The organism is Cupriavidus sp. 01T418, assembly GCF_056398885.1.
Window position 1 is genome coordinate 157,977 of the sequence record NZ_JBFTQG010000005.1, and the last position, 19,722, is coordinate 177,698.

General features: G+C 68.5%; 17 protein-coding genes. 3 read left to right on the forward strand and 14 right to left on the reverse strand.

Translation table 11 applies throughout. The features are described from left to right. Nucleotides 1-309: 309 nt before the first annotated feature. From AC1DQ3_RS08170 to AC1DQ3_RS08220, 11 genes are all read right to left on the reverse strand, one after another. A complete protein-coding gene (locus AC1DQ3_RS08170) occupies nt 310-2,025 on the reverse strand; it encodes a class I adenylate-forming enzyme family protein (RefSeq protein ID WP_477119673.1) in 1,716 nt (571 codons plus the stop codon). Between the two features lie 85 nt (nt 2,026-2,110). Further along, nucleotides 2,111-3,250, reverse strand: a complete 1,140-nt coding sequence (locus AC1DQ3_RS08175; protein ID WP_477119674.1) for an acyl-CoA dehydrogenase family protein — start codon at nt 3,248-3,250, stop codon at nt 2,111-2,113. Nucleotides 3,251-3,271: 21 nt separating this feature from the next. After that, nucleotides 3,272-4,468: an acyl-CoA dehydrogenase family protein gene (locus tag AC1DQ3_RS08180; RefSeq protein WP_477119675.1), complete on the reverse strand. Its 1,197-nt coding sequence runs from the start codon at nt 4,466-4,468 to the stop codon at nt 3,272-3,274. A 42-nt stretch (nt 4,469-4,510) separates the two neighbouring features. Next, entirely contained in the window at nt 4,511-5,620 is a 1,110-nt protein-coding gene (locus AC1DQ3_RS08185; protein ID WP_477119676.1) for an MBL fold metallo-hydrolase, read from the reverse strand. Nucleotides 5,621-5,631: 11 nt separating this feature from the next. Further along, nucleotides 5,632-7,470 carry a long-chain-acyl-CoA synthetase gene (locus tag AC1DQ3_RS08190; protein ID WP_477119677.1) on the reverse strand — a complete coding sequence of 613 codons (1,839 nt, stop codon included), beginning with the start codon at nt 7,468-7,470 and terminating at the stop codon, nt 5,632-5,634. 65 nt (nt 7,471-7,535) lie between these two features. Further along, nucleotides 7,536-8,705 (reverse strand): acyl-CoA dehydrogenase family protein, encoded by a 1,170-nt coding sequence (locus AC1DQ3_RS08195; protein ID WP_477119678.1) that lies wholly within the window; start codon nt 8,703-8,705, stop codon nt 7,536-7,538. A gap of 12 nt (nt 8,706-8,717) precedes the next feature. After that, nucleotides 8,718-9,896 (reverse strand): lipid-transfer protein, encoded by a 1,179-nt coding sequence (locus AC1DQ3_RS08200; RefSeq protein ID WP_477119679.1) that lies wholly within the window; start codon nt 9,894-9,896, stop codon nt 8,718-8,720. Nucleotides 9,897-9,921: 25 nt separating this feature from the next. After that, nucleotides 9,922-10,341: a MaoC family dehydratase gene (locus tag AC1DQ3_RS08205; protein ID WP_477119680.1), complete on the reverse strand. Its 420-nt coding sequence runs from the start codon at nt 10,339-10,341 to the stop codon at nt 9,922-9,924. Then, nucleotides 10,313-11,443 carry an acyl-CoA dehydrogenase family protein gene (locus tag AC1DQ3_RS08210; protein ID WP_477119681.1) on the reverse strand — a complete coding sequence of 377 codons (1,131 nt, stop codon included), beginning with the start codon at nt 11,441-11,443 and terminating at the stop codon, nt 10,313-10,315. The genes AC1DQ3_RS08205 and AC1DQ3_RS08210 overlap by 29 nt, the downstream gene beginning before the upstream one ends. Nucleotides 11,444-11,451: 8 nt before the next feature. Then, entirely contained in the window at nt 11,452-12,456 is a 1,005-nt protein-coding gene (locus tag AC1DQ3_RS08215) for a bifunctional MaoC family dehydratase N-terminal/OB-fold nucleic acid binding domain-containing protein (protein WP_477119682.1), read from the reverse strand. Between the two features lie 47 nt (nt 12,457-12,503). After that, nucleotides 12,504-13,298 (reverse strand): SDR family oxidoreductase, encoded by a 795-nt coding sequence (locus AC1DQ3_RS08220; RefSeq protein WP_477119683.1) that lies wholly within the window; start codon nt 13,296-13,298, stop codon nt 12,504-12,506. A 137-nt stretch (nt 13,299-13,435) separates the two neighbouring features. On the opposite strand from AC1DQ3_RS08220, the gene AC1DQ3_RS08225 reads away from it, so the two are divergent. Further along, complete coding sequence (locus tag AC1DQ3_RS08225; protein WP_477119684.1) at nt 13,436-14,221, forward strand: enoyl-CoA hydratase; 786 nt, start codon at nt 13,436-13,438, stop codon at nt 14,219-14,221. A gap of 67 nt (nt 14,222-14,288) precedes the next feature. On the opposite strand, the gene AC1DQ3_RS08230 is transcribed toward AC1DQ3_RS08225, so the two are convergent. After that, nucleotides 14,289-15,080, reverse strand: coding sequence for an SDR family oxidoreductase (locus tag AC1DQ3_RS08230; protein WP_477119685.1), 792 nt, complete (start codon nt 15,078-15,080; stop codon nt 14,289-14,291). 190 nt (nt 15,081-15,270) lie between these two features. On the opposite strand from AC1DQ3_RS08230, the gene AC1DQ3_RS08235 reads away from it, so the two are divergent. Further along, nucleotides 15,271-17,391, forward strand: coding sequence for an oxidoreductase (locus tag AC1DQ3_RS08235; protein WP_477119686.1), 2,121 nt, complete (start codon nt 15,271-15,273; stop codon nt 17,389-17,391). A gap of 84 nt (nt 17,392-17,475) precedes the next feature. Next, nucleotides 17,476-18,108: an IS607 family transposase gene (locus tag AC1DQ3_RS08240; protein ID WP_477119687.1), complete on the forward strand. Its 633-nt coding sequence runs from the start codon at nt 17,476-17,478 to the stop codon at nt 18,106-18,108. A 117-nt stretch (nt 18,109-18,225) separates the two neighbouring features. Here the strand turns inward: AC1DQ3_RS08240 and AC1DQ3_RS08245 are convergent, their stop codons facing one another. Beyond that, the gene (locus AC1DQ3_RS08245; RefSeq protein ID WP_477119688.1) at nt 18,226-18,720 is read right to left on the reverse strand and encodes a hypothetical protein; all 495 of its coding nucleotides are present in this window, start codon (nt 18,718-18,720) and stop codon (nt 18,226-18,228) included. A gap of 184 nt (nt 18,721-18,904) precedes the next feature. Next, the gene (locus tag AC1DQ3_RS08250) at nt 18,905-19,678 is read right to left on the reverse strand and encodes an SDR family NAD(P)-dependent oxidoreductase (RefSeq protein ID WP_477119689.1); all 774 of its coding nucleotides are present in this window, start codon (nt 19,676-19,678) and stop codon (nt 18,905-18,907) included. Nucleotides 19,679-19,722: the final 44 nt, after the last annotated feature.

A 19,722-nucleotide genomic window follows, 5' to 3' on the forward strand; every position in this document is an offset into this window, starting at 1 on the left:
GCGAGCGCTATCCATCGTCTGTAGGGACTAGGCAGAGACCCGATCCAGGCAAGTCGCGCAGGCACTGGCCGATGCCATGCGATGCGCCGGCTCACCGGGGCGCCGGCAGTTGGGTCATGCAGGAGTGGGAAGGGCTGACGTTGCCCTGACGTTACCCGTTGGGGGCGACGTGAACGGCGTCATACGTATGACGCCTCATGCCATGGCCGGGCATGGCGAGCACTCAGCGAGCGCCGAGTTCGCTCCCGCCCGGGCGGCACGGAAGCGCGTGGCGCGATGGCCTGTGGCGGCCACCGCATGTGGCTACCGCTATCCTCCAGCAGCCAGGTATTGCGCCTTCAGCACCGGCTTGAGCAGCTTGCCGGCCGGATTGCGCGGCAGCGGCTCGCTGCGCATGTGGATCTGCGCGGGCACCTTGTACGCGGCGAGATGCGCACGCACATGCGCCTGGAGTTCAGCCGCGGTGATGCCGCCATCAAGCCGGGCCACCACCACCGCGACCACCGCCTCGCCGGTATCGGGATCCGGCCGCGCAAACACGGCGGCGTCACGCACCATGGCATGCTGCAGCAGGCAGGATTCGATCTCCGCGGCCGCGATCTTCTCGCCATTGCGGTTGATCACATCCTTGATCCGGTCGACCACGAAGAGATAGCCTTCCGCGTCGACATAACCGACGTCGCCGGTGCGGAACCAGCCATCGTGCATGGCCTGGGCCGTGCCTTGCGGGTTGCGCCAGTACGCATTCATCACGGTCACGCCGCGCAGCCAGATCTCGCCCCGCTCGCCTGGCGGCAACTCGCTGCCGTCGAAGTCGCAGACCCGCAACTCGATGATCGGTGACACGGTGCCCGCGCTGTTGGGGCGCAAGCGGAAGGCGTCGCCCGAGACCCCGGCGCCGACGCCGTTGGTCTCGGTGAGGCCGAAGCCGACGCCGGCAATGCAATCGGGCCGCCTGCCGAGCACGTCGTCGATCACACGCTGCGGCAGGCCTGCGCCACCAAAGCCTATGCCCGCGAGGCTGCCGGTCCGGGCGGGATCGTCGAAACCCGCCTCGGCCAGCAACTGCATCACCATCGATGGCGCGCCGTTGAACTGGGTGATGCGCTCGGCCGCAATCAGCTTCAGTGCCGCGGCCGGATCCCAGCGCGGCATGAAGACCACGCGGCGGCCGTGGCGCAGGCTGGCCAGCAGTTGCGCATGCAGCCCGCTGACATGGAACAGGGGCACCACCGTCAGCGCAGCGGGCGCGACACCCCGGGCCATGAGCCCCGCGATGAGTTCGGGCGAGCTCAGCGCGGCGAGCGCGCCGATGTAGTCGATATTGAAAAGCGCCTGGCAGACCGCCCGCTGGCTCGACAACACGCCCTTGGCCTGGGCGTTGGCGCCCGACGTGAACAGGATCAGGGCGTCGTCGTCGGGTGAAACCTCCGTGGCCGGTGCGGCCGGACCGACATCCGCGGGGGCGCCGTCGAGCAGCGCCCGCAGCGACAGCACCGCGCTGTCCGGGCCGGGCTCGCCGTCGACCAGCACCGCGCGGCAACCGAGGCGCGGGAGGTCGCCCTCCACGCGTGCCAGGCGGTCCTGGTCGCAGATCAGCAGCTCGGCGTCCACCAGCCCCAGCGCGGCCACCAGTTCGTCGCGCAGGCCGAAGCTGTTGACCGGCGCCGGCACGCCGCCGAGCGCCGCCACGGCAGTGAAGGCCACGGCCCACTCGGGACGGTTGCGCATGGCAATCGCAACCCGCGTGCCGCGCCGGACCCCCAGCTTTTCGCGCAGCTGCCAGGCCAGTGCGTCGACGGCGGCATAGAAGCGGGCGAAGCTCCAGCGCTGGTCCTCGTAGACCATGAACGGCTTGTCGCCGTGGGCCCGTCCGGCCGCCAGGAATTCCGGCAAGGTGCGCGCCGCGTGGCGGAAGACAGCGACATCGCGCCCGCGCACATGGGCCTGCGCCAGTTCGAACGGTGCGCCGGGCGCGGTCAGCTGCGCCCGTCCCTGCACCAGCAACTCGGTGATATGACTCATTGCATTAGTCCCCTTGAGGTCTGTCGCCTCGTCAATGATTGCGCCGATGCGCGCCGCGAAGGAAGACCCGGATGCACATCCGGCATCAAAACCCCTTCAGCGTGGCATAGCGGGCCCGATGGTACACGCCGTCGCCCAGGCACTGCTGCAGGACCCTGCCACGCTTGAGGAACAGGCCGAGATCGAGCTCATCGGTCACGCCAATGCCGCCATGCATCTGCACAGCCTCGTTCAGCGCCTTTTCGCTGAGATCAGCCGTGCTGGCCTTGGCCAGGCTGGCGAGCAACGGCAGGTCCGCGGCGCCACGGTCGATGGCGTCGAGCGCGGCGGCCACGCAGCTTTGCGCCAGCTCGATCGCCGTATAGAGGCGCGCGGCGCGGTGCTGCAGCGCCTGGAACGAGCCGATCGGCACATCGAACTGGACCCGCTGCTGCAGGTAGGCCAAGGTACGCTCGAACGCCTCGCGCACCACGCCGAGTGTTTCCGCGGCCAGGCAGATGCGGGCGCGGTCGAGCACCGTTTCCAGCGCTGCGTGACCCATGCCCGGCTCGCCCAGCACGGCGTCCGCACCGACCCGCGCGCGCTCCAGCCGCACCCTTGCCGCATTGTGCGCATCCACCATCCAGGTTCGCTCCACGCTGACGCCCGGCGCGCGCGGGTCGACCAGGAACAGGCTGATACCGTCAGCGTCCCCCGGCTTGCCTGCGCTGCGTGCGACCACGATCAGGCAGTCGGCGACATGGCCGTCCAGCACGAGCCACTTCTCGCCGCTCAGCTCCCAGCCATCGCCGGCGCGTACCGCCTGCGTGGCGATGCCGGTCGGATCATGGCGTGGCTGCTCCTCCAGCGCCAGGGCCAGCAGCCGTTGCGCGCCGACGACGCCGGGCAGCCAGGCCGCACGCTGCGCGTCGGAGCCGGCCTCCAGCAGCAGGCCGGCCCCAAGCACGACGGACGACAACAGCGGCAACGCCGCCAGCGTGCGCCCTGCCTGCTCGAACACCGCGCCAAGTCCCTTGTAGCCAAAATCCAGCCCGCCCCAGGCTTCGGGCACCACTGCGGCGGTCCAGCCCATCGCGGCCACCTCGCGCCACAGCGCGGGGTCGTAGCCAAGCGGGTCGCGGGTGTCGCGCAGGCGGCGCAGCGCGGTCACCGGCGCCCGGGCCGCCAGGAACGCCTGGGCACTGTCGCGCAGCAGGCGCTGTTCTTCATTCAATCGCATCGTCATGGCTTCTCTTCCGGCGGCCGATCAGGCGGGTAGCCCAAGCACCCGCTTGGCAATGATGTTCAACTGGATTTCGGAGGACCCGCCGGCGATGGTCTCGGCCTTGCTCAGCAGCCACAGCCGGCAGATGTCGCGCTCGCGTTCGCTGAATGCGTCGCCTTCCCAGCCAAGCGCGCGCTGGCCCATCAGCTGGCTGAGCAGTTCCTGCTTGGCCACCTCCTGTTCGGTCTGCACCAGTTTCATGATCGACGCTGGTCCGCTCACGTCGTCGCCGGCAAGCGCCATCTCGCCGACGCGCCGGTGTGTCAGGGCAAAGGCGTGTGCCTCCATCAACAGGCCGGCCAGCCGGTCGCGCCAGACCGGCTCGCGTATCTGGCCCTGCGCATCGCGCAGCAACGGCAGCGCGACCTCGAGCGCGTCGTGCGACGGCACGCCGCCCTCGGCGAACTTCGACATGGCGGCGCGCTCGTGCTGCAACAGCGCCTTGGCTACGGTCCAGCCGCCATTGAGCTCGCCCACCAGGTTCTCGGCAGGCACGCGCACATCGTCGAAAAAGACCTCGCAAAAGCTGGACTTGCCGCTGATCAGCTCGATCGGCTTGACCGTCACACCGGGGCTGCGCATGTCGATCAGCAGGAAGCTGATGCCTTCCTGCTTGCGCGCAGCGGGATCGGTGCGCACCAGCGCGTACATCCAGTCGGACTTGTCGCCATACGAGGTCCAGATCTTGGCGCCGTTGACGACAAACGCATCGCCCTCCCGGCGCGCGGCGGTCCTCAGGCTGGCGAGGTCGGAGCCGGCGTTCGGTTCGCTGAATCCCTGGCACCAGCGCACCCTGCCCTGCGCCATCGGGATAAGGTGCTGGCGCTTCTGGGCCTCGGTGCCGTACTTGAGCAGCACCGGGCCAAGCATCCAGACGCCCAGGTTGTACTGCGGCTGGCGGCAGCCGAGGCGCGCCATTTCCTCGGCCAGCACGCGCGCGCGCGCCGCCGAGAGGCCGCCGCCGCCATATTCGGCCGGCCAGTCCGGCGCAAACCAGCCGCGATCGCGCATGCGCTCGAACCACAGGCGCTGGTCTTCGCTGCCGAAGGACACGTTCGTCCCGCCCCATACCATGTCGTCGGCGACGATGGGGGTACGCATCGGGTGCGGGCAGTTCTCCTCAAGCCATTGCCGCGTCTGCGCGCGGAACAGCTCGATCTCGGGTTCGATCTGGTTCACCTTGGTTTCCTTTCGAATCGCTCTGGCTCAAATCGCTCTGGCTCAACTGTGCAGCAGCGCCTCGCCAGCGCCGTCGGCTGCCTGTGCGGAAGGCGCGATGAAGCGGTAGACGCCACCGGCATCCAGCGTACGCATCACATCGCCGTCATGACGCAGCCATGACAAATGGGCAATCGTCTCGCCAAGTGCCAGCAGGGTATCCATGGGCTGGCTGACGTGCGGAAACATCCACCTCATCGCCTCGTAGGCATTGCAGCCTTCCTCGCGATTGATGAACGCCCGCAGTCTCGCCAGATGCCGGGCATGATGATCGCGCAATTCCTGCACGCGCGGGTGCACGCCGCGGAAGACGGACTGATGTGACGGCAGCACCAGCGTATCGGGCGCCAGCTGCTCCAGCCGGCCTAGCGACTCCAGCCATTGTTGCAGCGGGTTCTCCTCGGGCTCCACGCTGGTGACCTGGATGTTGGAACTGATGCCCGGGAGCAGCTGGTCCCCGGCAATCAGGATCCGGTCCTCCTCGCAATACAGGCAGGCATGCTCGGGCGAGTGCCCTTCACCGATCACCACGCGCCAGTGGCGCCCGCCAATCCGCAATGCCTGGCCGCCGCGCAGGCGCCGGAACGCCATCGGCTGCGCCGGCAGGAAGGGGTCCGAACGCAGTGCGGCGAGCATCGCGCCGAGCGCATCCCCGGGCATCCCTGCCTGGCTGTAGAAGGCCTGTTGCGGCCCCGGCAGCGGATCGGGCAGGGGATTGTACGTCGCCCGCAGCATGTAGTACTCGCCATACGTCATGTACAGCGGCACCGCGAACCGTTCACACAGCCAGTGCGCAAGGCCGGCATGATCATAGTGGAAGTGCGTGCACAGCACGGCCTTGACCGGCAGGCCCTGCAGGTGCTCGCGCGCGATTTTTTCCCATAGCTGCCGCGTCGTGGGCGTGCTCAGCCCGGTGTCGACCAGATACCAGCCATCGTCATCGCGCAGCAGATAGACATTGATATGGTCCAGCGCCATCGGCATGGGCATCCGGGCCCAGCCGATGCCCGGTGCCACCTCGACCACGCTGCCGTCCGGCGCCGGCGGCGCCAGCGGGTAGGTCAGTGCGGAGGGCCGCGCGGGGCGTCTGGGCCTGTCCTGGATTTCGGCCATGATCGTTCTCCTCAGGCGCCGAGCGCGCGTTGGACTGCATCGGCCGAGACCGGCACGTAGGTGCTGGCGCGCTCGTCGCGTACATAGAGCGGATCGCGCACCAGCGCGGGGTCGTAGCCCTCGCGTTGCAGGTCGACCTTGCGCAGTTTGAAGGTGGAAGTCAGGTCCGCGGTGGCGGCAATGCGCACGAAGACCGGCGCCGCGTAGCGCGGCACGCGTTCGCGGACCAGCGCATAGAAGGCGCCCGGATCGAAGGCGCGGTCAGGCTGCATCACCAGCGCCGCCATGCCTGCGCGTCCTTCCATGCCGGGCACCGCCACGCCATAGACGGTGATGGATTCCAGGCCCGGCAGATCGCCCAGGCTGTCCGCCACCTCCGTGGTGGAGACGTTCTCGCTCTTCCAGCGGAAGGTGTCGCCAATACGGTCAACGAAAAAGCAATAGCCGTCCTCGTCGTAGCGCAACAGGTCGCCCGACGCCCACCAGCTGTCGCCGGGACCCAGCACATTGCGCAGGATCTTGCGCTCGGTCGCCTCGGCCGAGGTATAGCCATCGAAGCGGCTGATCAGGTTGCCATTGCCATCCTCGATCATGCCGAGCGCCTCGCCCGCTTCGCCCGGGGCGCAGGGGACCATGAAGCCGTTGGCATCGCGCGGGTGGCTATCGGTCTCGACGTCATAGCGCACGATGCGCAGGCTGGTCTTGTTCCAGAACGGTACCCGGCCACACGACCCGACCCGGTTATCCACATTGATCGTGTTGACATTGGCTTCCGTGGCACCCCAGCCTTCGTAGATGTCGAGCTCGCCGAAGCGCCGCACAAAGGCCTCCCAGGTCTCCGTCGACATGCCGGCACCAACCAGTGCACGCAGCGAGTGGGTGCGGTCGTCGGCACGCGGCGATTCGCTCAACAGGTAGCGGCAGATCTCGCCCACGTACTGGCAGATGGTGATGCGGCAGCGGCGCACCTCGTTCCAGAATTCCCGCCTGCTGAACTTGCGCCGCAGCACCAGGCTGGCACCGGCGGCAAAGGCGGTGGCCGCTGCCGACAATGCCGCCGCGCCGTGGTAGAGCGGCAGGAAGCAGTAGAAGACATCGTCGGGCCGCACGTCCATGGTGGCCTGCATCACGTCGCCGGTGACCAGCCAGCGCTGGTGGCTGATCACGGCGGCCTTGGGCAGCCCGGTCGTGCCGGAGGTGAAGATATGCACGGCCGCCTGCCCTGCCATCAGGCCGGCGCGCCAGGCAGCGGGCGGGTCGTGGTCCGGGGCCGCGTCGGCCAGCGCCGCCAGGTCGAGCGCGCACAGCGCGCGCAATGCCTCGCTGGCCGGCCGTTCATCGTCGGGCCACAGCCAGCATGGCACCAACTCGCGGCACTCCGGGTTGTCGAAACTGGCCAGGCACTCCTCGCCCACCACGACCAGCCGGGCACTGGTGGCCTGCAGCGCATGCCGCAAGGGCTTGCCGGGCAGATTGGTATTGAGGAAGGAAACCGTCGCGCCGGTCTTGGCCAACCCCAGATGCAGGATAAAGAAGGCCGGCCGGTTCTCCATGCAGATCGCCACCGTATCCCCGCAGCGCACGCCCTGGGCATGGGCCGCGTGCGCGACCCGGTTGGCGAGCGCATTCAGTTGGGCGTAGGTGAAGGTGGTGTCGCCGTAACGCAGGCAGACCCGCCCGGCATGGTCCCGCACGCTCTGCTGGAAACGCTCGGCGACACCCCGGCTGTCATCGCTGCGATGGCGCTGCGCGATGGCGCTGCGCCGGTCGAGCTTACGCTGGGTCTCTTCGCGCGACGGCCAGGCCGGCGCCTCGCGCGCGTCTTGTTGCGCGTCTTGTTTCCTGATCACATTGTGATTCATCTGGTCGGGTCCCATAACCGGATCTTCGGATCTTCGATTCTTCTTGCCACGGGTCAGCGCAGCGGACGCGGCATCCGCAGGCCGAACTGCGCGATCAGCTCGCGCTGAATCTCATTGGTGCCGCCGCCAAAGGTCAGCGTGGTGGCAGCGCGCGTCTCATACTCGAGTTCGCCCAGCAGCAGCGACGCCGCCGAGCCCGCGCGTACCAGGCTGCTGCTGCCAACCACTTCGGTCAGCAGCCGCAACACCTCAATGGCGCTCTCCGAGCCGAATACCTTGGTGATGGACGCCAGCGCCACTTCGACATGGCCTGCCTCAAGCTGGGCCGCGATGCGGAAGTTGATCAGCCGCATGGCCTCGAGCCGCGCATAGCATTCGGCCAGCGCGCGCCGCACCCAGGGCCGGTCGATGGCGCGCCGCCCCTGTTCGTCCGGGGTGCGCGCCCAAAGGAACACCCGGCGGAACTGAGCCACCACCTTGTCCGACCAGGATCCCAACCCAAGCCGCTCGTGGTTGAGCTGGGCCGTGATCAGCCGCCAGCCACCGTGCAGCTCGCCCACCAGCATGTCCGCCGGCACCGCGACGTCGTCGTAATAGGTGGCCGCGGTCGGATTGCTCAGGGTCTCGATGATGGTGTGGGAGAAACCGGGCGAGCGGGTGTCGACGATCAGGATCGAGACCCCCTTGTGGCGCGGCAGCTCGGGATCGGTACGGGCCGCCAGCCATACGTAGTCCGCGGACTCCACGCCCGAGGTCCAGAGCTTGTTGCCGCTGACGACGAAACGGCCGTCCTGCAAGCGCGCCTGGGTCTTGAGCGCGGCCAGGTCGGAGCCGGCGCCCGCTTCCGAGTAGCCGATCGCGAAGACGATCTCGCCCGCGGCAATGCCGGGCAGGAAGCGCGCCTTCTGGGCCGCGGTGCCGTACTGCATCAGCGCCGGCCCGACCGTGCTGATGGTCACGAAGGGCAGCGGCGCCCCGGCGATATTGGCTTCCTCGAAGAAGATCAGCTGGTGGGTGGCGGCATAGCCCTGCCCGCCGAATTCCTTCGGCCAGCCAACCGCCAGCCAGCCGTCACGGCCCATCTGCCGCACCAGGCGGCGATAGTCCTCGCCGCTTTCCGCACCGCGCATGCGCAGGCGCAGCTCGGGCGTCATCAAGGCATTGAAGTAGTCACGCACCTGGTGCCGCAACCGATGCTGTTCTGCTGTCAGGTCTGCAAACATGGCGTTATCCCGTCAGGCCTGGCCGAGGATCAGGCCGCTGGTCGGAACGCCGGTGCCGGCCGTGACCAGCACATTGCGCGCGTTCCCGACCTGGTTGACGGCGGTGCCTCGCACCTGGCGCACCGCTTCGGCAATCCCGTTCATGCCATGGATATAAGCTTCGCCGAGCTGGCCACCGTGCGTGTTGATCGGCAGCTTGCCGCCACGGGCATGATGGCCGGCCCGCACGAAGTCCTTCGCCTCGCCGCGCGCAACGAAGCCGAATTCCTCGAGCTGGGGCAGCACGAACGGCGTGAAGTGGTCGTAGATGACGGCGGTCTGGATATCGGCGGGCGACAGGCCGCTTTGCGCCCACAGCTGCCGCGCCACCAGGCCCATCTCCGGCAGGCCGGATATATCGTCCCGATAGAACGAGGTCATGCTCTGCTGGCCCGGCGCGATGCCCTGCGCCGCGCCCTTGATGACGACCGGCTTCTGTTTCAGGTCGGCGGCGCGCTCGACCGAGGTAATGACCATCGCCACCGCCCCGTCCGACTCCTGGCAGCAGTCAAGCAGGCGCAACGGCTCGCAGATCCAGCGCGAGGCCTGGTGGTCCGCCAGCGTGATCGGCTTGCCATGGAAAAAGGCTGCCGGATTGGTCGCGGCGAAATCGCGCGCGGCAACCGAGACGCGGCCGAAATCCTCGCTGGTCGCGCCATAGGCATGCATGTAGCGGCGCGCGAACATGCCGACCCATGCTGCCGGCGTATGAAAGCCATGCGGCATGTACCAGCCGTAGTTCACGTTGTCGAAGATGGGCGTGGCGGCAAAGCCGTAGCTGCCGGAACCGAAGCGGTACCAGGAACGCTCGTTCATGGCGCGGTAGACCACCACGGTCTTCGCCACCCCGCAGGCGACCGCCATCGCGGCGTGCATGACCGGCGCGCAGGCAGCGCCGCCGCCATGCGGAATCTGCGAGAAGAACTTCACGTTGCGCGCGCCAAGCAGCCGCGCGATCTCGTATTCCGGCACCTTGTCCACGGCATACGAGCAGAAACCGTCTACCTCGCGCGGATCGATCCCGGCATCGCCGAGCGCCTGCAGCGTGGCCTCCATGGCAAGACGCAGTTCGGTACGGCCGGAATTCTTGGAAAACTCGGTGGCACCCAGCCCGGCAATGGCCGCGCGCCCCGGCAACAATGTATCGCTCATCTCTATCTCTCCTTTGCCTGCGCGCTCAGGGCAGCTGTACGCGGACCGTGCCGGTGACATGGTTGCCCATGCCGTTCTTGCCCTTCAGCGTCACCTCCACGGTGCGGTCTTCGGCGCGCCTGTCGCTGACCTCGCCGCTGAACACCATGGTGTCGCCGGGATAATTGGGCATGCCCAGGCGGATGCGGATGGACCGCACCAGTCCGTCGATGCCGGCCCAGTCTTCGACATAGCGCTGCACCAGGCCGTTGGTGGTGAGGATGTTCATGAAGATATGGGGCGAGCCCAGCGCACGCGCGGCTTCCTGGTCGTGATGCCCCGGGAAGAAGTCGCGCGTGGCAATCGCACCGCCGACGATCTGCGGCACGGTGATGGGAATCGACAGCGGCGGCAGGGTATCGCCGACGCTGACTTCGTCAAACTGTCTGGTCTTCTGCGAGGTCATATTTCCAGCCCAGGGTATCGTTGTCCGCCAGCCAGTCGCCCAGCCGGGCCAGGTTGTATTCCGCCCCGCCCAGCGCCAGGCCCAGGGCCCGGCTCCAGAGCAGGAATCGATGAATCGGGAAGGTCACGTCGACGCCCATGCCGCCGTGCACGTGTTGCGCCATATGGCCGATGCGGTGGCCGGCCTGGCAGGCCAGGGCACGGGTCGACCAGGCCTGCGGCAAGGCGCCCTGGCCGGCGTCGAGCCGGTAGACGAGTTGCCACAGCGGGCCGCGCATTGCCTCCAGCGCGATCTGGCAATCCGCCATTTCACCGGCCACCAGCTGGAACGAGCCGATCGGGCGCTCGAACTGGCGCCGCTCGCTGACGTACTCGACGGTGCGCTCGATCTGCCGCGCGGAGACCCCGAGCTGCAGCGCGGCCAGGCACGCAATCGCGCGCGGCTCCAGCCAGCGCAGCCCGCGCTCGCCCAGCCAGACGCCGGCACCGGCACGGCCGTCGAAATGCAGGTCGGCCACGGCGAGGCGGTGTTGCGCGACGCCTTCGGTGCGCGCGACCCCGGCCTGCCCCAGCGCCACGAGCAACAGGCCCTGCTCGCCCGCGTGCTCGGCCACCACCAGCGCATGGGTAGCCTGGGCGCCCAGCGGCACCGCGCAGACGCGCCCTTGCACGCGCAGGCCGTTGCCGTCATCGTGCACGCGCGGCACGCTCCCGGGGTCCTGCAGTCCGGCCAGCGACACGGTCAGCAAGGCCTCTCCGGCCAGCGCCGCGGGCAGCAGCCGCTCGCATACGTCAGCCGGCGCGAAGGCGGCAATGGCGGTCTGCCCGAGCTGGTGCTCCCACAGCGGCACCAGCGCCAGCGCGCGGCCCTGCTGTTCCAGGACGGCCATCAGCTCGGTCATGCCGAGGCCAAGCCCGCCGGCGGTCTCCGGCACCGTGATCGCATGCAGGCCGCCGGCGATGCATTGCTGCCACAGCGCCTGCATATAGGGCGCCCCTTCCAGATCGTGGGCCCGCAGCTGCTCGTCGCCGCAATAGTCCGCGAAGATGGACTGGGCGCTCTGCGCAAAGGCGCGCTGGTCTTCGGTCAGGTCGAAGTTCATGGCGAGCCTCAGGCCTGGACCGGGCGGAACTGCGGCAGCACGAGGTCACCGTCGAAGCGGTTGAACTCGACCTGCACGGCCTGCCCGATCTCGATCCCGGCCGGTTGCACGCCGACCAGTTGCGCGACCAGCCGGGTCCCCTCCTCCAGCTCGACCAGCGCGATCGGGTTGGGGTGGTCGAAGGGCGCCACCTCGGGGTAGTGCATCGTCACGAAGGAATAGACGGTGCCGCGTCCGCTGGCCTGCACCGTGTCCCATTCGAACGAATGACAGGACGGGCAGACCGGGCCGGGCGGGTGCCGCAGCGTGCCGCAGCCCTTGCAGCGCTGGATCAGCAGCTTGCCCTCACGCGCGCCGTCCCAGAAAAAGCGGGTGTCATCGCTGATGCCCGGTGCGGGCCGGCGCGGCGCCGGCTTGCCGGCGGCCGCGGCTGCGTCCGGCTGGCTCGCCGCCGGCGCACTCGCCTGGACGGTGGCCGGGCGGAACTTGAACACGCGAAACAGCAGGCGGCCAACCTCTTCGTCCCCGGCCCTGCTGCCGGCGCTGTGCTGCGCATGGTAGGTCATCAGGAACGTCACGAAGTAGCCCGTGCCGAGCGCGGTGCTCTTCTCTTCGCTGATGGCGTCGAGGCGGGTGGTGTAGTACAGCTTGTCGCCCGGACGCAGGTAGCGATCGAATTCCAGGTCGGAATTGACCGCGACCACCGACGGATAGCCGTGCGCCTCGATCAGCTTGAGCGCCTCGTACGGATACTCGCTGGTGGATCCCGGTGCGTAGTGGTTCAGCAGCGGCCCCGTTTCGCACCACGCCTGGAGCATGGCCGGCGGCGCGACCAGGCCCCCGTGCACCGACGCGGCGGCGCGCTCGGGATCGGCGTAGACCGGATTCTCGATGCCCATGATCTCGCACCACTGGCGCGCCATCGGGGTATTGACGGGATCCCAGGCGTAGACACGGCCGTACTGCTTGCCTACCAGCGCCCGGATGTCGTTCATCCATGCATGATCAGCCAAGAGATTGCTCCTCGTTGTGTTGGGTACGCGCGCTGCCTCGGGCAGTGTCACGCAGCGTGGGTTGGGGACTGGCCGGCCGTGGCCGCCACCAGGAATGCAGGCCGCTCTCCGCCCCCATGCAGCAGCAGGTTGGTGCCGCTCATGTAGGACGCACGCGGCGACGCCACGTACAGGCAGGCTTCGGCGATCTCGCCCGGTTCCGCGAGGCGGCCGGCCGGGATGGTGGCGCCGACGGCCGCAATGCCGGACTCGTCGCCGTAGTGCAGGTGAGACTGCTCGGTGCGAACCAGGCCGGGGCTGACCGCCACCACGCGCACCCTGGGCGCCCACTCCACCGCCAGCGAAGCCACCAGGCTCAGCACGGCGGCCTTGGCCGCGCCATAGGCGGCAGTGCCGGGAGACGGACGCAAGGCGCTGATGCTGCCGATGAAGACAATGACGCCGCCTGTTTCCTGCTGCTGCATCAGGGCGTTGGCGGCTTGCGCCAGGTGCAGCGGCGCCAGCAGGTTCAGCCGCATGACGCCTTCATGAAAGCGCGGCGAAACGGTGGCCGCATCAGCCATCGGGCTGCCGCCGGCATTGTTGACCAGCACGTCGAGACGTCCATGTTCGGATCGGATCCGTGCCACCAGCGCTGCCACGGCCTCCGTGTCACGCAGGTCGCAGCCGACGAAGCGGGCCTCGCGGCCCGCAGCCTGCGGCAAGTCGGCCGGTGCGGTGCGCGCGCAGACGATCACGTTGGCGCCGGCGGCGAGAAAGGCTTGCGCGATGGCCCGCCCGATGCCCTTGGTGCCGCCGGTCACGAGCACCACCTGGTCACTGAACTCTGATTGCTGCACCATCGGTGCCCCCGAAGACAAGTTGCGTTGGGAGCCAATTTAGGCGAATTGCACAGCCCCTCACACGTCCAAAAGGACGATGCCCGCGCAGTGCCTATCGCCGAGGATGGCGCGTATCACAATGACCCGAGGAGTCAGTCGTGCCCGAAGCCGCTGAGCAGGAAGTACTGGTCGAACAACTCGATGGCGGCGTCGCGGTCGTGCGCCTGAACCGGCCGTATGCCACCAATGCCCTGAGCCTGAGCCTGCAGGCGGCGCTGTCGCAGGCGTTCACCACGCTGAGCGCGGATGAATCCGTACGCGCGATCGTGCTCACCGGCGGCGGGCAGGTGTTTGCTGCCGGGGGCGACATCAAGGGCTTGTCCGAGGCCAGCCCGATCGACATCATGCTGCGGCACACCGAGCGCGTCTGGGCACCGCTGGAGCAGTGCCCCAAGCCCGTGATCGCGGCCGTGTGCGGTTATGCCTTCGGCGGGGGCTCCGAGCTGGCGATGCACTGCGACATCATCGTCGCCGGCGAGAGTGCCAGCTTTGCCCAGCCCGAAATCCGCATCGGTATCATGCCGGGCATTGGCGGCACCCAGCGACTGGTGCGCGCCGTGGGGAAATTCAATGCCATGCAGATCCTGCTGACGGGACGCCCGGTGAGCGCGCCCGAGGCACATCGGATGGGGCTGGTCAGCAGCCTGGTCGCGGATGCCGAGGTGATCCCTGAAGCCATCCGCATGGCACGCCTGATCGCGGCAATGCCGCCGCTGGCCGCGATGCAGATCAAGGAAGTCGTGCTGGCGGGCATGGACGCGTCGCTGCCCGCGGCGCTGATGCTGGAGCGCAAGGCGAACCAGCTCCTGTTTGCCACGCGCGACCAGAAGGAGGGCATGCAGGCGTTCATCGAGAAACGACGCGCCAGCTTCGAGGGGAGGTAAGCCGGGAGGTAAGCCGATTTTCGGCAGCCAGACGCATGGCGGCCGCTGCCGCCATGCCTGGCGTTGCTCAGAACGCGGTCGGTCGCATCATCGCATCCACGCCGCCATCGACAACGAACTGCGCGCCATGGACGAAAGCCGCCTGCGGCCCCAGCAGGAAGGCAATCATCGCGGCAATCTCCTGCGGCTGCGCGCGGCGCGGGATGGGCGCGACGAAGTCCCGGATGGCCTGGCCATAGCGCGGATCCTCCAGCCCCTTCTGCAGCAGCGGTGTCTCCACGGCGCCAGGCGCCACGCTGTTCAGGCGCACGCCCGCGGCGCCCCACTGACGCACGCGCCGGCGCACCGCCACCGTCACCGCGTTCTTGGAACCGGCATAGGCAAGCTGGCCGCATTGCGGGCCAGCCGCGGCAAGTACGGCGGCCAGTTCGGCCTCATCGTATTGGCTGCCGTCGGGGCTGGCCTCGAGCAAGCTGCGCAAGGGGTTGCGCTCCCAGGTCAGCTGCATCGAAGCCACCGAGGACACCACCACGGCGGCGGGGTCGCTGCCCTTGGCCAGCGCCGGCAGCAGCCCGTCCAGCAGGGCCACCGCGCCCAGGTAGTTGACCGCCACGATGCGTGCGGCCGGCTCCACTTGCGGCCCGAGGCCGGCGCACAGCAGCAGCCGGTCGAGCTTGCCGCCGCAGCGGGCCAGCACGCCATCGATGGCACGCGCGCGGCCAGCGGGCGTGGACAGGTCGGCCTGGATCTCGGTGCCGTGCAGGTCGATCCGGATCAGCTGGTGGCCGGCGGCCTCCAGCGTGGCGCAGGCGGCGGCGCCGATGCCGGAGGCGGCCCCTGTGACTGCTGTGATGGGCATGGCAGAATCTCCTCTATACATGGCGTGGTGCGGGTTATCCGTCGAATGTGCCGTGGGCCGGGGCCACCGGATACGTCCAAACGGACGATTGAGGCGCTCGCGCCAGGGGCAACAATCCCACTGTCCGCTGCCATCATCCACTTGTCGCAGCCCATTGCGCCACCGCCATCGGCCTCTCCCTATCAGCAAGATGACCAATCCCTACGCTCCCCTGCTTGAACCGGGCCGCATCGGCAAGCTCGAACTGCGCAACCGTATCGTGATGGCGCCGATGGGGTCCAATTTCGCGGAAAGCGACGGACACTGCGGCGAACGGATCCAGGCCTACTATGAGGCGCGCGCCAACGGCGGTGCCGGCATGCTGACCATGGGGGTATGCGCGGTGGCGTATCCGCACGGGACGGCCGAGCCCTACCAGGTGGGGGTATCGCGCGATGACTTCATTCCGGGCCTGGCCGCCGTCGCCAGCCGGGTGCATCGCCACGGCGCCAGGATCGCCATGCAGCTGCAGCACGCCGGCAAGACCGCCGTGCGCGACCTGGCCGAGGGCCGCGAGCTCTGGGTGCCGTCGCTGCCGCCGGCCGCCTCGCGCGACATCTTCGGCGCGCTCACGGATGAGGAGATGGCGAAATTCGTCAGCAGCGTGGGCCGCCAGAAGCCGCGCATGCGCGTGATGGACCGCGCCGACATCGCGCAGATGATTGAATACTTCGCCGCCGCCGCGGCGCGCGCCCGGGAGGCCGGCTTCGATGGCGTGGAGTTGCACGCGGGGCACAGCTATATCCTGGCGGGCTTCCTCTCGCCCTGCTACAACCAGCGCGATGATGAGTACGGCGGCCCGCTGGAGAACCGCGCCCGCCTGCTGCTCGAGACCATCCGCGCGGTCAAGGCGCGCACCGGCACTGACTTCCCGGTCTGGCTGCGCCTCGATGGCGCCGAACTGCACACGCCGGGCGGGATCGTGCTGGCTGACGCGGTCGCCACCGCCCGGCTGGCCGAGCAGGCCGGGGCGGATGCGTTCAGCGTCTCGGCTTATGCCACCATCCACCGTGGCTCGGACTTCACCGATGCGCCGCTGCCGCAGCAGCCTGGCGCATTCATCGACTATGCGGCCGCGGTGCGCGCCGCCGTCAAGGTGCCGGTCATCGCCGCCGGCCGCATCGAGCCGGAGGTGGCAGCGGCGGGCATTGCGCGCGGCAAGTTCGATTTCGTCGCCATGGCGCGCAAGATGCTGGCCGACCCCGATCTGCCGCGCAAGCTCGCCGAGAACCGCCCGCAGGACATCCGCCCGTGCATCTACTGCTATGCCTGCGTGAGCGAAATCTTCATCAACCAGCGCGTCAAGTGCGCAGTCAATGCCGCCACCGGGCATGAATTCGAGCTGCCGCTGACGCCCGCGCAGCCGCGCCATGTGGTGGTGGTAGGCGGCGGGCCCGGCGGCATGGAGGCCGCGCGCGTGGCAGCGCAGCGCGGGCACCGGGTGACCCTGCTCGAGCGCAGCGACCGCCTGGGCGGCACGCTGTTCTTCGCTGCCCTCGCCTATCCGGAAAATGGCCGCCTGCTCGACTACCTGGTCGCGCAGATGCGGCATGAACGCATCGAAGTGCGCCTGTCAACGCCTGCTACCACGGCGCTGATCGCCGCGCTTGAACCGGATGCCATTGTGGTGGCAAGCGGGGCGCGCCGCCCGGCCCCGGCCATCGCGGGCGCGGGCCAGTCCCATGTCTGGAGCGGCGACGAACTGCGCCGGCTGATGACCAACGACGACGCGGAGCCGATCGCCCGGGCCAAGCTGAACCTGGCCGAGCGCGCCCTGTTCAAGGCCGGCGGCGTGCTGCGCGTGACCGACAGTACGCAGGCGCTGCAGGGCTTGTCCAGGCTGTGGATGCCGCTTGGCAAGCGCGTGGTGATCGTCGGCGGCGGCCTGGTCGGCCTGGAACTGGCCGAGTTCCTGATCGCGCGCGGCCGCGAGGTCACGGTGCTGGAAGCCAGCGACAAGCCAGGGCGCGAGCTGTCGATCGTACGCCGCTGGCGTGTGCTCGAAGCCGTTGAAGCGCACGCCGGCCTGCATCGCCGCGCGCAGGTGCGCGAGATCACCGCGCGGGAGGTATTGTGGACCGATGCTGAAGGCCAGCCGCGCAGCACGCCGGCCGACTCCGTGGTGCTGGCCAGCGGCGCGGAACCCGACACTCGCCTGGCTCAACTGCTGGCAGACCTGGACCTGCCGGTGCACACCGTGGGGGATTGCCGCACGGTCGGCTATATCGAAGGCGCCATGCACGATGGCTACCGGGTGGGGCGGCTGGTGTAGGCGCTCAGCCTTTCATGGCGATGCCGGGCCTGAACCATTCAGGCCGCAGTTGAGCATTCCTGCTCGATCCTGGACAGGGGGCGCATGTCACGCAAGCTGGTCGGCATTCAGGAAGCCGCCGCGTTCCTGGGCGTCGCGGCGCAAACGCTGCGACGCTGGGAGCGCGAGGGCAGGCTGATCCCGGACGAGCGCACGCTTGGCGGGCGCCGCCGCTATGACCTGTCGCGGCTGCGGCCCGAACAGTTCCGCGCCGCGCAGGACGCGCGCCGCACAGTGGGCTATGCCCGCGTGTCGGGCGACAACCCCAACGACGATCTCGAGCAGCAGAAGCAGGCACTCGAACGCTACTGCACCCGGCAGGCCTGGACCTTCGAGGTGATCGCCGATCTTGGCCCGGGCATGGATTACCGGAGAAAAGGCCTGAAGCGCCTGCTCGACGGCATCATCGAAGGGCGGGTCGGGCGGCTGGTGATCACCCGCAGGGACCGGTTGCTGCGCCTTGGCGCGGAGCTGGTGTTCGCCCTCTGCGAGGCACGCAACGTCGAGGTGGTCATCCTCAACCAGGGCGAGGAGCCGGCCTGCGAGGAAGAACTGGCCAATGATGTCCTGGAGATCGTCGCCCTGTTCAGTGCCCGCCTCTATGGCAGCCGCTCGCACAAGAGCCAGATGCTGCTGGATGGCATGCGCCAGGCCGTGGAGAATTCCCGGTCAGGCTGAAGGCCGCGGGAAGGCGCGTGGAAAGTGGCCGCCGTGTTCAGGTCTGCGCAGGAATGCGCAAGTCTGGCAGGAAACGGCGGCCGCGGTAACCGTGCCGGTCAACACTACTGCTGCCCGTCAGCCATCCAGGGACCGGGCGGCCGGTGGTTGCTGGGCCTTGAGATTGCCGCAGAAGAGGTCGACGCTGCCGTTCCAGGGGGCGGACCGGACAACCAGGGCGTAGTCGCCCGAGCGGATCTGCTCGAAGCTGACAGGCGCCGTGTTGTACAGCGTCCAGGGGCCGTTCACCGTGATCTCGTCGGAACGCAGGCTCCGGTTCATCTGGTACGCCGGCTGCGTGCCCAGGTTCCCGCAGGATCCCGGGTAGATGTACGTGTAGAGACGCACGGGAATCGTCCTCAATACCGGCGACACGCCGCCGACCGAGATCATGAAGCCCGTGCCGTTGCCGTGCCTGACCATGGAGGCCATGGCGGCCCTGCCCGTGTTTTGCGGCGCGGCGGCCAGCGGGACATTGACCACCTCGCGCGCCTGGCCATTTCCGGCGCTGGTCGCGCACCCCGCGATGCACGCCGACATCGCGCCCATTATCAGCCCGTATCCAGTTTTCATGACACATACCTCCTGCCGTATCGGAAGGCCTTGAGATCCTCTCACTCTAGGTCACCCCGGGCAAAAGCCCAGGGATTCGCGGCAGTCCCGAAACAAAACGGCCGTGACGGCAATTGCCGTCACGGCCGTTTTGTTTCCGGCGTGAGGATGCAGCCAGCGCGCCGATGGCCTCAGGCGCGCCGTGTCAGCACCAGGTCGTGGTTTCCGCTCCGCCGTCCACGCCGAGGATCTTGCCGGTGATCCAGCGTGCCGCCGGTGACACGAGGAAGACGGCCGCCGCCGCGATGTCCTCCGGCTGTCCGAGGTTCCCCATCGGCGTCAGGCGCAGCATGTTGGCCTTGCGCTCCGGCGTCAGGTGCGGCGCCAGCGCGTCGGTCATGATGGTGCCGGGCTCGATGGCGTTGATGCGCACATGCGGCGCCAGGTCCTGCGCGAGGTTGCGCGTCATCTGGTTGAGGGCGGCCTTGGCCGCGCCATAGGCACTGAAATGCTTCTGCGCGTAGCGCGCCGCCGTGGAGGAGATATTGACCACCGCCCCGCCCCCGGCCTCGCGCATCGGTCCCGCCACCTTCTGGATCAACGCATAGGCCGGCGTCACGTTCCAGTTCAGCACGCGGCTGAAGTCATGCGGGTGCATCCTGAGCGGATCGTTGGGCCCGGCCCCGCCGGCATTGTTCACCAGCAAGGTGATTTTGCCGAGTTCGGCCAGCGTGCGGCCCACCAGTGCATCGAGCGCGGCGTCGTCGCCGACATCGCAGGCCACGGTGATGGCGCGCCGCCCCATTGCACGGATTTGTCCGGCCACGGCGTCGAGATCGGACTGGGTGCGCGCCGCGAGCGCGACATCAGCGCCGGCCTGCGCGAATGCCAGTGCGCAGGCACGGCCGATACCTTTGCCGGCCCCGGTGACGATGGCAACCTGGCCGTGCAGCGAGAACAAAGCGGGAACATCTGTCATGGCTTTCCTCGGGAGATTGGATGGGAACGAACATGGTGGCCCGT

Coding starts and splice junctions, on each gene's coding strand:
- AC1DQ3_RS08185 (WP_477119676.1), bottom strand. CDS start 5,620: ATGGCCGAAATCCAGGACAGGCCCAGACGCCCCGCGCGGCCCTCCGCA.
- AC1DQ3_RS08195 (WP_477119678.1), bottom strand. CDS start 8,705: ATGTTTGCAGACCTGACAGCAGAACAGCATCGGTTGCGGCACCAGGTG.
- AC1DQ3_RS08240 (WP_477119687.1), top strand. CDS start 17,476: ATGTCACGCAAGCTGGTCGGCATTCAGGAAGCCGCCGCGTTCCTGGGC.
- AC1DQ3_RS08170 (WP_477119673.1), bottom strand. CDS start 2,025: ATGAGTCATATCACCGAGTTGCTGGTGCAGGGACGGGCGCAGCTGACC.
- AC1DQ3_RS08200 (WP_477119679.1), bottom strand. CDS start 9,896: ATGAGCGATACATTGTTGCCGGGGCGCGCGGCCATTGCCGGGCTGGGT.
- AC1DQ3_RS08230 (WP_477119685.1), bottom strand. CDS start 15,080: ATGCCCATCACAGCAGTCACAGGGGCCGCCTCCGGCATCGGCGCCGCC.
- AC1DQ3_RS08175 (WP_477119674.1), bottom strand. CDS start 3,250: ATGACGATGCGATTGAATGAAGAACAGCGCCTGCTGCGCGACAGTGCC.
- AC1DQ3_RS08250 (WP_477119689.1), bottom strand. CDS start 19,678: ATGACAGATGTTCCCGCTTTGTTCTCGCTGCACGGCCAGGTTGCCATC.
- AC1DQ3_RS08210 (WP_477119681.1), bottom strand. CDS start 11,443: ATGAACTTCGACCTGACCGAAGACCAGCGCGCCTTTGCGCAGAGCGCC.
- AC1DQ3_RS08205 (WP_477119680.1), bottom strand. CDS start 10,341: ATGACCTCGCAGAAGACCAGACAGTTTGACGAAGTCAGCGTCGGCGAT.
- AC1DQ3_RS08220 (WP_477119683.1), bottom strand. CDS start 13,298: ATGGTGCAGCAATCAGAGTTCAGTGACCAGGTGGTGCTCGTGACCGGC.
- AC1DQ3_RS08245 (WP_477119688.1), bottom strand. CDS start 18,720: ATGAAAACTGGATACGGGCTGATAATGGGCGCGATGTCGGCGTGCATC.
- AC1DQ3_RS08235 (WP_477119686.1), top strand. CDS start 15,271: ATGACCAATCCCTACGCTCCCCTGCTTGAACCGGGCCGCATCGGCAAG.